Origin of the sequence: Pseudobutyrivibrio xylanivorans (assembly GCF_008935055.1) — a bacterium.
GTDB classification, from domain to species: domain Bacteria; phylum Bacillota; class Clostridia; order Lachnospirales; family Lachnospiraceae; genus Pseudobutyrivibrio; species Pseudobutyrivibrio xylanivorans_A.
This window is the reverse complement of record NZ_CP043028.1, coordinates 2,107,764-2,117,811: the sequence shown is the minus strand read 5'-3', so window position 1 is coordinate 2,117,811 and position 10,048 is coordinate 2,107,764. Positions and strand designations below refer to the sequence as shown.

General features: G+C 38.5%; 12 protein-coding genes. 2 read left to right on the top strand and 10 right to left on the bottom strand.

Going from position 1 to position 10,048, the window contains the following annotated elements:
• Positions 1-65 precede the first annotated feature (65 nt).
• The 8 genes from FXF36_RS09635 to FXF36_RS09600 form a co-directional block, all read right to left on the bottom strand.
• Positions 66-893 (bottom strand): deoxyribonuclease IV, encoded by an 828-nt coding sequence (locus FXF36_RS09635; RefSeq protein ID WP_151623558.1) that lies wholly within the window; start codon positions 891-893, stop codon positions 66-68.
• Positions 893-2,530, bottom strand: coding sequence for a spermidine synthase (locus tag FXF36_RS09630; RefSeq protein WP_151623555.1), 1,638 nt, complete (start codon positions 2,528-2,530; stop codon positions 893-895). Before FXF36_RS09630 ends, FXF36_RS09635 begins: the two co-directional genes overlap by 1 nt.
• Positions 2,531-2,539: 9 nt before the next feature.
• Positions 2,540-3,628, bottom strand: a complete 1,089-nt coding sequence (locus FXF36_RS09625; protein ID WP_151623553.1) for an MFS transporter — start codon at positions 3,626-3,628, stop codon at positions 2,540-2,542.
• A 154-nt stretch (positions 3,629-3,782) separates the two neighbouring features.
• Positions 3,783-4,079 (bottom strand): hypothetical protein, encoded by a 297-nt coding sequence (locus tag FXF36_RS09620; protein WP_072916218.1) that lies wholly within the window; start codon positions 4,077-4,079, stop codon positions 3,783-3,785.
• Between the two features lie 10 nt (positions 4,080-4,089).
• The gene (locus tag FXF36_RS09615) at positions 4,090-4,641 is read right to left on the bottom strand and encodes a GNAT family N-acetyltransferase (protein ID WP_151623551.1); all 552 of its coding nucleotides are present in this window, start codon (positions 4,639-4,641) and stop codon (positions 4,090-4,092) included.
• Positions 4,642-4,651: 10 nt separating this feature from the next.
• A complete protein-coding gene (locus tag FXF36_RS09610; protein WP_151623549.1) occupies positions 4,652-5,359 on the bottom strand; it encodes a class I SAM-dependent methyltransferase in 708 nt (235 codons plus the stop codon).
• 28 nt (positions 5,360-5,387) lie between these two features.
• Positions 5,388-6,050 carry a zinc dependent phospholipase C family protein gene (locus tag FXF36_RS09605; RefSeq protein WP_151623547.1) on the bottom strand — a complete coding sequence of 221 codons (663 nt, stop codon included), beginning with the start codon at positions 6,048-6,050 and terminating at the stop codon, positions 5,388-5,390.
• Between the two features lie 38 nt (positions 6,051-6,088).
• Positions 6,089-6,361 carry a putative quinol monooxygenase gene (locus tag FXF36_RS09600; RefSeq protein ID WP_151623545.1) on the bottom strand — a complete coding sequence of 91 codons (273 nt, stop codon included), beginning with the start codon at positions 6,359-6,361 and terminating at the stop codon, positions 6,089-6,091.
• 70 nt (positions 6,362-6,431) lie between these two features.
• On the opposite strand from FXF36_RS09600, the gene FXF36_RS09595 reads away from it, so the two are divergent.
• A complete protein-coding gene (locus FXF36_RS09595; protein ID WP_151623543.1) occupies positions 6,432-6,731 on the top strand; it encodes a transposase in 300 nt (99 codons plus the stop codon).
• A gap of 8 nt (positions 6,732-6,739) precedes the next feature.
• Entirely contained in the window at positions 6,740-7,633 is an 894-nt protein-coding gene (locus FXF36_RS09590; RefSeq protein ID WP_151623541.1) for an IS3 family transposase, read from the top strand.
• A gap of 117 nt (positions 7,634-7,750) precedes the next feature.
• Here FXF36_RS09590 and FXF36_RS09580 read toward each other — a convergent pair whose 3' ends face one another.
• Positions 7,751-8,053 (bottom strand): hypothetical protein, encoded by a 303-nt coding sequence (locus FXF36_RS09580; protein ID WP_174819739.1) that lies wholly within the window; start codon positions 8,051-8,053, stop codon positions 7,751-7,753.
• A gap of 459 nt (positions 8,054-8,512) precedes the next feature.
• Positions 8,513-10,006 (bottom strand): ISLre2 family transposase, encoded by a 1,494-nt coding sequence (locus FXF36_RS09570; RefSeq protein ID WP_151623539.1) that lies wholly within the window; start codon positions 10,004-10,006, stop codon positions 8,513-8,515.
• Positions 10,007-10,048: the final 42 nt, after the last annotated feature.

Below are 10,048 nucleotides of genomic sequence, written 5' to 3'. Positions count from 1 at the left end.
GATTTTAATATAAAGTATGACGTAACGTTAGAGTCAAGAAAAAATTTAAGAGGTTTTTCAACCTCTTAAAACCAGCTTTTCACTGTTGCTATTTCTTCGATATATCCGGCATCATCATTTGGTGTTTCAAGAATAAATGGAAGATTTTGGGTAACTGGATGCTGCGCGATTCGTTTCATAGCCTCCATGCCAATGCAGCCCTGTCCAAGCTTCTCATGTCTATCCTTTGCAGCACCGCATTCATTCTTACTATCATTGAAATGAATGGCCTTAAGCCTGTCCAAACCAATCACCTTATCAAACTTTGTCAGCACTCCATCAAAATCATTTACTATGTCATAGCCACCATCCCAGATGTGGCAGGTATCGAGACATACTCCAAGCTTTTCATTTAACTCTACGCGGTCAATAATCTCTCGAAGTTCTTCAAAAGTCTTACCCACTTCAGAACCTTTTCCAGCCATAGTTTCGAGAAGCACTGTAGTATTCATATCAGCCCAGAGCGATTGGTTCAATCCATCTGCAATCTGCTGAATTCCTACCTCAGCACCCTGACCTGTATGAGAACCTGGATGGAAATTGTAATACTGATTTGGAACCTGCTCCATCCTCTGCAAATCCTGCTTAAGCATATCAAGACCATTGGCCCTAGTTTCTGGCTTTGCTGAGCAAAGATTCATAGTGTAGCTGGCATGGGCTACAAGTGTTCCAAACTTCTCTTTTTCAAGAATCGCTTGTAGCTTTTCAACATCGGAGGCTTCAATATCCTTTGCTTTTCCACCTCTTGGATTTCTTGTAAACCATGCAAAGGTGCTGCCGCCAAATTCAGTCATCTGACGTCCCATTGCTTCATATCCATTAGTCACTGATAAGTGACAGCCTATATATATCATTAATTTACCTCTCTTAAAATCAATGAAGTAAGTCCCTCTATTCCCTCTTCATTGAATATTTTTTTGTAATATGCTACCTCATCAGAAATCAACTCATCTATAACTTTCATTCCAAGGAGCTCCACCGGAGCCTTATCGTCAGTCATAATGAGATTTCCTGGATTATATTTTTGCATGCCCACCTGTGCTAAAGACATCATGTAATACAAGTCTGCATCAGTTTCTTTATCAATGGCATTAGCCAGATTTTCTTCCGTCTGTGGATTGAAGCTGGCATATAAAATCCTGTTAGTGCAGCCCAGTACCTCGGCTGTATAGATATTCGGAAATACTGCCCCTATGGTATCCGCCAGATAATCATTGATGTTTCCTGGTGAGTTGCTACGCATATTCAAATTCACAACCATCACTCCATCTTCATCTAAATGATCTGCCACCAATTGAAAGAATTCTTTGGAAGACATCTGAAATGGGATGGTTATATCCTGATATGCATCAACCATAATCACATCATATTTATCCTTTGAGGCATTCAGATAAGCTCGACCATCATAGGTGATTACTGGTACATCCTCAGGAAGCTCGAAATAATCCCTTGCAAGCTGCGTAATCTTTTCGTCAATCTCTACACCAGTAATATCAAGGTTATCGTAATATCTCTCACACTGAGTTGCAAAAGTTCCACTGCCATTTCCCAATATTAAAATGCGAAGAGGGTCATCTGATGGACGGGATGCGGCTTTGGCATCTGTCATATAAAGAGCTGCCATAGCATAATCGTAGTAGAGACCTGTGGGACCTTTGTCCTTTTGATACACCGACTGGACGCCAAAAAGAACATTGGTGGAAAGGATGACCTGATTGCCCTCCTCGTGAACCTGAAGATAATTGTAAATTGATTCACCTTCATATGTTAGATTAGTCTGCCAAAATGCAAAGCTATTGCTATGACCAAGAAGGCAGCAGACTAAAAATATCACAATGCTAGCAGGAACCCTCTTGGCCTGAGAAAAATTTATTTTAGAACTAACAAAATACACTATACAAAGCGCAAGCAAAATTCCTGCAAATATCAGAAATGTGATGGCAGTACCAACTGCAGGAATGCTGATAAAAGTAGGAACAAAGGTGCCTATAATGCTTCCGATGGTATTGCTTGCGTTGAGCTTACCAACCACACTTCCGCTATCATCAAGACTGTCCACAGAAAACTTCACCAGTGATGGAGTCACTGTGCCTAAAAGGAATAACGGAAATACGAATATAATCATGCAGGCTGCAAATCCTGCAATGACAAGAAAATTCGTATTTACGGTAAAGATTATAAACGCAGATATAGCTAAAATAACATATTTTCCCACAACTGGTATAGCAGCTATCCATATGGCAGCAATGATAATGCGCTTATATAACTTATCAGGATTTGGGTCCTTATCCGCCATACGGCCTCCATAAAGATTTCCCAGTGCCATAGCAATCATTATCGTACCAATGATAATAGTCCACACAATTTGTGATGCGCTGAAATATGGCGCCAGTAACCTACTAGCGCCTAATTCTACTGCCATTACTGACATCCCCGCAAAAAACTCCGTCAAATAGAGATACAATTTATTTCTAAGTATCGGTCTGTCCATTTTATTCTCCTAAGAAAAAATCCATCCAAAAACAGGTGACAAAATAATCATTATAACGGAAAAGGTGAATGAATTGATTGACATAAGCGTTGCTCTCTGGCTGGAGGGAATCATATTGTTTAATACAACATCTGAGCGTACTTCTATAAAGCTGTCGGCAAAGCCTCCTACGAAAGCACCAAGCATCGTCAGGGCAATACTGCCTGTGAAGATTGAGCCGAAGGCTATGGCGATTCCTATGACGGCAAATAGGCTGGCATATTTGTATCGTAAATACGTACAGTATTCTATTGCCTTTGCGCCAATGACAGAACCTAGACCTACTGAAAATAATGCTGGCCCAAGCCAGATAGTTTTGATTCCAAGCTGTGGCAATTTTGCCTGTAAGAAGAAAACTATAAGTGTCGCCACAGCGCCTATAAATGCATTGAATATGATGATTAGTATTGCCTTACGATTCTCTTTGATGAATCTGACACTCTCTAGAGCCACCTCTTTAAAACGGGCGCTGACACTGGTGTGATGGCTTAACTCACTCTTTGGTTCCATCAATGTGATTCCAATTAGAATTGCTGCTATGGCCATAAGGATGTCCAAGGCATTCGCCTTCTTATATCCAAGCATTAGAGCTATTCCAGCCATAAGGGTGCCTAATGAACTAGTTAGGCGATAAATCACCATGTCGTTAGAAGCGAACTTGCTGTACTCATTTTCAATGCCTGCTTCCTTTAGGCTGTCGTAAGCAAGCGCCTCTCTTGTACCTGATGCCAAGTTATAGCTTAGGGCGGAAAATACCATAGCAACTGATATACCGGCGAAGGTGTTTGTGAATATCATCAGGATGGATGAAATAATAGCCATTACGCTGGCTGTAATCATAACCTTCTTACGGCCAAATACGTCTGCCACTGCCCCTGAAGGCACCTCAAAGATCATGCTCGTGACATGAAATATGCTTTCAAATAATCCAATCTCAACTGTGGAAAATCCTCTTGCGGCAAGTAATGCCACCCAAGAGGCTCCAGCAATCATCAATCCCCCAATTCCATCAATAAAATATAGTTTAGTAATCTGATTTCTAGCTTTATTTGTATTCATTTTGATCTCCTTAATCTTTGCTAATTTATAAAGAATAAGGAGATAAAACATTTCCTTTCATTAAATGTAAATTAACTGTTTTCCAAGTCATTTTGTTTCTCCTTTAGTTTTCTCAATTTCCATATTCTCCCCTTCAGCTAAGCCTAGCTTTTTCCTAAAACTCCTCTTCTATCTCAGCTATGGCGCACTTGCCACAAAGCTGACCAACAAATTCTTCCATATAAAAGAACTCGCCATCAAAATAGGAATCAAACTCCTTTATTGCGCCAGATAAAGTAAATGCCTTTCCACAATCCTTGCATTTTCGCATAACAGACATGGCGACATCATCATCCTCAACTTCGTAATCATCATGCTCCATGTCGCCATCTTCATAGCCTTCCAGTGTATGGTTTGCCAAATAATCATCGGATGGTTTTAATTCTCCATCAATCTCTGAAAAAAATCCCATTAATTTACTCCTAACAATTAACCAATTTCAACCAATCTTCCTTTGTCATCAGATTCATGATATTTGTTCTAACTTCATCTAAAAGCTGAAGCTTCACCTTCTCCTGAGTATCATGATACTTGAAGCCAAGCTTTTCCTGAACTCTCTTAGATTTTTCATTTCCTTGATAGTAGCCACACCATACCTTTTCAACATATAAGTCTTCAAATGCTCTACGGAGAAGCTCTGTACAGGCCTCAGGCATAAGCCCCTGTCCCCAGTATTCTTTTCCAAGCCAATAACCCAACTCACACTCAGTATCATTATCAAAGTGGAACATTAAATCCGCTGTACCAACTGGCTTTCCTGTCTCCTTCAGACACAAGCAATAATTTTCTGCATTAGTGAAAACATTATTTATTACATTAACACTTTCTTCTATGTTTGTATGTGCAGGCCAACCACAAGGAAGTCCTACCTCTGGCTCCTTTGCCATACTAAAAAGGACCTCTGCATCATCCTCATTCCAATGGCGAAATCCTAATCTCTCTGTTTCAAATAAATACTTTTTGTCGCTGCTCATGGTGTCCTCCCTATTTCTTACTCATAACAAAAATTCTTCGAGTCTCCTCGTCTTCCCCATCCCAGGCGAAATATGTTATTTCTTCAACATTAAAGAACTGGCTAAAAATCTCCGACCATTCCTCATCTGTTCTTGAAATCATTCTGAGAATTCCATTTACATACATTTCATTCTCATTTTTGAATTCTATTTTTTTCTCCGGCTTACTGACAGGCTCAGCATAAAAATTCATAGAAATAACAAGCTTGGCATCCTTGGTAGTTATTCTTGCAAAATTCTTTATGATATCCAAAGCTACATCAGCTGGCAAAACATCTACAACATTACTGCAAAAGATGCCATCATATGATTCTGCAGGTTCATTCTTTAGCCAGTCAGTTGAAACACATTCTGCTCTAAGGCCTTTTTCTATGTTGAAATGATTCATAAAGCATTTGCAAAGCTCAATTGCATTTTCACCAACATCAACACAGGTTACATCCTTACAGCCTGACTTATTTATAGTTATTCCAGCCCAGCCTTCGCCACATCCATAATCCAAAACTCTATTCTGATCCGCAAGCTGCTCAATAATAACTTTTTGCAGTTTAGCTGATGTACATAATTCTTTCCAACCATCCACAGGATCATACTCCTGCTTATATTCATTCTTTGCATCATCATCCATTTCAAATGCATTATTCCAAAATTCTAGTGCTTCTTTGTAAGTGTTATTCATTATTCTGCCCTCTACTTTTAGTAATTCGTTAAATTAACTTCTTGATAATATCAACTGCTTCATCTACAAAACTGTCATATCTTTCTTTTGAGAGATATTTGTAGTCTCTATAAAGGTCACCATGGTCATCACTACGATAGTAGCCGCATATATATTCACGTCTATTTTCAAAAGCATCCTTTGCAAATATATCCATATAAACATTTGTTATATCATCTGCATTTTCGTATATACGAAATGTTCTAAACTCTGGATTGTCCGCCAAATAACGGAAATCAAGATCATACCAGTCTTCCTTATTTTTCCAGATGAAATCCTGATAAGACATGCCTTCCTTTGCAGCGTTCTCTTCAGTTACTCCCTCTTCCCTAACCATTTTTGACCACTCAATATCAGTCAAAAGATGAGTATAGTAGCCAAGGAAAAATGAATATTCCTTTTGGGTATAACCATTTATTGCCTCTGACGAGAAATATTCTGTAATAAATTTATCTATGTCAATAAAGGTTCTCTCCTCTGGCTTTGTCTTGAAATGAGTTACATTTGTAGGTGGTGTAAATACCGACCAATCCTCATTTGGAACACCACTGTCCGGCGCAATATTTCCCAATACAAAAGCAGTCTCATCCAAATCATCAATTCTGTTCAACAGTTCATCTGCTATCCTAAGGTGTACCATCCATGATGCCATATCATTATTATCCTTCTAGTCTCTCTAATATTATTTGATTATTTTCTTATAAATGACTCATCTCTATCAGGCATAGTATCATCCGAAACATATCTCTCCACTGTCATGTGAAGGTCGTATTTTTCTCTGAGCTCCATTATCTTGCCCATCATAGGAGATGCGTGATGAATGTCTATTGATTCCTGATTCTTCCAACTATCAATCAAAAGAACAGTCTCTGGATCATCCAAAGCAATGTAATATTCATAGCGGAGATTTCCACTTTCATTTCTAATGGCATCAACAGTTCCACTTCTAATTAGTGTTAGCATCTAAATAGTACAAAACAAAATGAGATATCCCCTTCAAGTATTGTATAATCAACAAATGGAGGAACTCATTATGTCACGTCAAAGAAAACAACACAGCAAGCAATTCAAGTTGGATGCTATCAACTATCGTAGAGAACATCCTGATTTAACCCAAGCTGAATGCGCCAAGAATCTAGGAATAGGTGTTAGCACCTTAGCTCGCTGGGAAGCCCAGTATAGAGACCATGACGGTGATATTCCCGTCAGAGGATCTGGCAATTATGAATCAGACGAAGCTAAAGAAATTGCTCGTCTCAAACGAGAGTTGCGTGATGCTCAGGATGCACTTGATGTGTTAAAAAAAGCCATCAGCATTCTGGGGAAAGACTAACAGAAGCTATCTATACAGAAGTTTCTGCAAAGGTAGAGGCATCTAAAGTTACAGGACACCGTGTTTCTACTTCTGGAATGCTGAAATTTTTAGGTGTGTCTCGCTCTGGATATCGTTCTTTTCTTAATCGTAAAGTTTCAACTACAAAACAACGAAAAGATTCGATAAAAAAGAAAATCCAGAAGATTTATGATGATTCTAAACAGAACTACGGAGCCCCTAAAATAGCTAAGAAACTTCGTGATTCTGGCGAAACCATATCTACCCGCACTGTAGGTTTATACATGCGCGAAATGGGCATTAAAGCCCAGTGGGTGAAGCCTTGGACTACTACAACCAGAGACTCTGATTTTAGTAAAGAGCTTCACAACATACTTGATGAACAATTCAATCCAGACCGCCCAAACGCTGTTTGGTGCACTGATATTACATATATTTGGACTCAGAACGGATTCGTATATCTGAACTGTGTCATGGACTTATTTGCCAGGAAAATCATTGCCTGGACTCTTGCAGAAACCATGGAGGTTTCTACAGTCATTGAAACTATTGAAAAAGCTAAGGCTAGACGCAATACCGATTTACCTTTAATTATCCACTCTGACCGTGGTAGTCAGTATGTTTCAAAGGCCTGGCAAGAAGCTACGAAAAAGATGCAGCGCAGCTACTCGCATAGCGGCTATCCTTATGACAACGCCTGCATCGAATCCTTCCATTCTTTAATCAAAAGAGAATGGCTTAATAGATTTAACATCACCGATTACAGGCATGCTTATATGCTTGTATTTGAATATATAGAAGCATTCTATAACACCGTCAGGATTCATAGTCACTGCGACTACTTGTCTCCTGATGAATATGAAAAATTGTATGAAAGGGTGAAGTCTCTGTCAGTTGCTTAACTGACAGAACCGCTCATTTTAATTTGTACTAAATCTTGACGCAGGACCAAATCATCTCCTCAGCAAATTTCTTCGCTGCACCATTTACACCTTTGTATCTTAAATTTACTGTAATACTCATTGTTTTATCCCTCTGTCACTCCACACATGAACTTCTATATATCTCTCTGGTCCAAATTCACCATCAGGATTCCAATCCTGAGGTAATCCATACTTATCTATTAATTTAAGAATCTCATCATATGTATAGAGCTTCTTTCTATATTCTTTTCCATCATTTACCTTATCACTGAAGGTGGGATGGGAATCCCCATAAGTAAATGACACTGTATTCAGGTCCAAATCAGTTGTGTCGATTTCTATGTAATCACAGTCCTCATACCAACTCTCCTCCAGGTATTTTATTCTAAAGGCAACCAATCTAGAACCTTCTTAATCTGACTATCCCAAAAATCCCAGTCATGACCGTAATCATCTTCATCCCAGGTTACCTCAATACCTTTCTCCTGTAAATAATTTCTGAAAGAAATGGCAGCGTAAATTTGTACTCGGAAATCACAGAAAAGACTATCCCTGTGTTTTTGTGACAAGAATTAGATTTGTGATTATCTTACTATTTTTCTATTCTAAAAGGAAGCCCTGCTCCGCAGGCCTCTGATTTTGGTTTAAAAGCCGTACTTTTTTGTACGACAATTAATCCTTCGTTTGCTTGTTGATATTTTATCTGCCTTGAAATGGGTGTCAAGGACTTCAGCCTTAGGTGCGTAGCATCCTTGACTCCCATTTCTGGGCAGATACACTGTAAATCAAGCAAATGAAAGATTAGGTTTGTGCGAAGCACGTTTATTAAAGGCAACACCGTCAGGTGTTGTTCCCTTTTTACAGCTTTCCATTCAACATAAACAATAGCTGCTTACTATTTTGAACACTCATGCTTGAATGAATTGCCTCTGAATATTTACCGTATTCTCGCAATAGCTGACTTCTCTTGTTTTTTTCTGATGCCAGGACATCATTAGCAGTCAATATAACTTCTTTTGCCCCCGCTGCCATCGGCAGTTCTTCTTTTTGGAATTTTGCAAGTTCAAGCATGTCTTCATCGTTATAATAATACTCACGCAGACGAGCCATCTGATTTGCTCCATGTTTACTCCAACCCATCGCTTGCGTACTCATTCTACTAGATAACACATGATATACATGCCCTTCTGCCGAACAAGCCAACACTCCTTCATGTTTTCTTAAGCGATATTTAGCTGCCATCCAATTTGAACTTATGTAATCAGCTGATGCCGATATTTTTGCAAGTATATTTTCTGAGGAAGTGTATTCTTTTAATCTATCAACCAGTTTTAGAAAATCAGCATTTGTTTTGCTTCTTATCGTTTTATATATTTCAATCCTTACATCATCTTTAGAATCCTTCATGTGTGAAATCATTCTAGAAACATGCTCTGATATATGAAATTCATCTAATACAAATGTTACATTGGCTAAACCTCTATATCCAGTTTTTATCCATGCTCCTCCGTCAGCATTTATATATATTTTCTTTATTTTTTCTACATCATATGTTGCCTCTACATAATCAAAAACTTCCTTCCATAACTCTTTATTGTCCTGTTCATCTCCACGACAAAAATAGTGTGTTCCAACAAGTCTATTTCGTTTACTTCTGGGTGCTTCGGGCTCTATTCCTTCAAATACGTAGATAATCCTATTAATAGAACCATTTAGCTTTCTGCCATAATCGTTGTACTCCAAATCACCACGCACATCCTTAAACTGGAGATGATAGTGATCCTCATCTGCATCTATATATAAATAATCCACTTCCTTTTTAATTTCGGGAATCTGGAAATTCTTTGGGAATTTTGTTTTATGAAGCAGATTTTTTACAGTTGTTTTAGTAACCCCTTCAGGAATAGATGCTACCTCACCAGCCTTCCGATATGAAGTCTGAACAGCTTCACTATAAATGTTCGCCATAACGTCTTCTGTCATCTGCTGATTATCGCCTAGACCAATCAACTTATCTAACAGATAGCATAATTCTTCCTTCTCATCTGAATTAGTGTTCTTTGAAACGTATAGTGCTCTTGTAAAAGTAACTCTTCCAAGAGTTGTAAGAACCTGTCTGGCATCTGCCTTATGCTCTACATTCCATAAGCGTTTTCTCTTAGGTAATTCCTTTAAAAGTGTATCCATTTCCTGCAGCACAGACTGAATGAACAATCGTCCCAACTCATCTGTTTCCTTCTTAGTTGCAATGACCAGTTCAGCTAACGATTGTGGATTCTTATAAAAATCAATCTTAGCATCATATAAATTTGTGATGAAAACATCTGCGAAATACTTTATAATTTCTTCCATAAAAGAACATCCTCCCTTGTTAGTATTGTTTCGCAAACCAAT

Excerpts from the sequence above, each read along its gene's own strand:
- FXF36_RS09605 (WP_151623547.1), bottom strand. The coding sequence starts at position 6,050 with ATGGCATCATGGATGGTACACCTTAGGATAGCAGATGAACTGTTGAAC.
- FXF36_RS09600 (WP_151623545.1), bottom strand. The coding sequence starts at position 6,361 with ATGCTAACACTAATTAGAAGTGGAACTGTTGATGCCATTAGAAATGAA.
- FXF36_RS09615 (WP_151623551.1), bottom strand. The coding sequence starts at position 4,641 with ATGAGCAGCGACAAAAAGTATTTATTTGAAACAGAGAGATTAGGATTT.
- FXF36_RS09610 (WP_151623549.1), bottom strand. The coding sequence starts at position 5,359 with ATGAATAACACTTACAAAGAAGCACTAGAATTTTGGAATAATGCATTT.
- FXF36_RS09570 (WP_151623539.1), bottom strand. The coding sequence starts at position 10,006 with ATGGAAGAAATTATAAAGTATTTCGCAGATGTTTTCATCACAAATTTA.
- FXF36_RS09625 (WP_151623553.1), bottom strand. The coding sequence starts at position 3,628 with ATGAATACAAATAAAGCTAGAAATCAGATTACTAAACTATATTTTATT.
- FXF36_RS09635 (WP_151623558.1), bottom strand. The coding sequence starts at position 893 with ATGATATATATAGGCTGTCACTTATCAGTGACTAATGGATATGAAGCA.
- FXF36_RS09630 (WP_151623555.1), bottom strand. The coding sequence starts at position 2,530 with ATGGACAGACCGATACTTAGAAATAAATTGTATCTCTATTTGACGGAG.
- FXF36_RS09620 (WP_072916218.1), bottom strand. The coding sequence starts at position 4,079 with ATGGGATTTTTTTCAGAGATTGATGGAGAATTAAAACCATCCGATGAT.
- FXF36_RS09595 (WP_151623543.1), top strand. The coding sequence starts at position 6,432 with ATGTCACGTCAAAGAAAACAACACAGCAAGCAATTCAAGTTGGATGCT.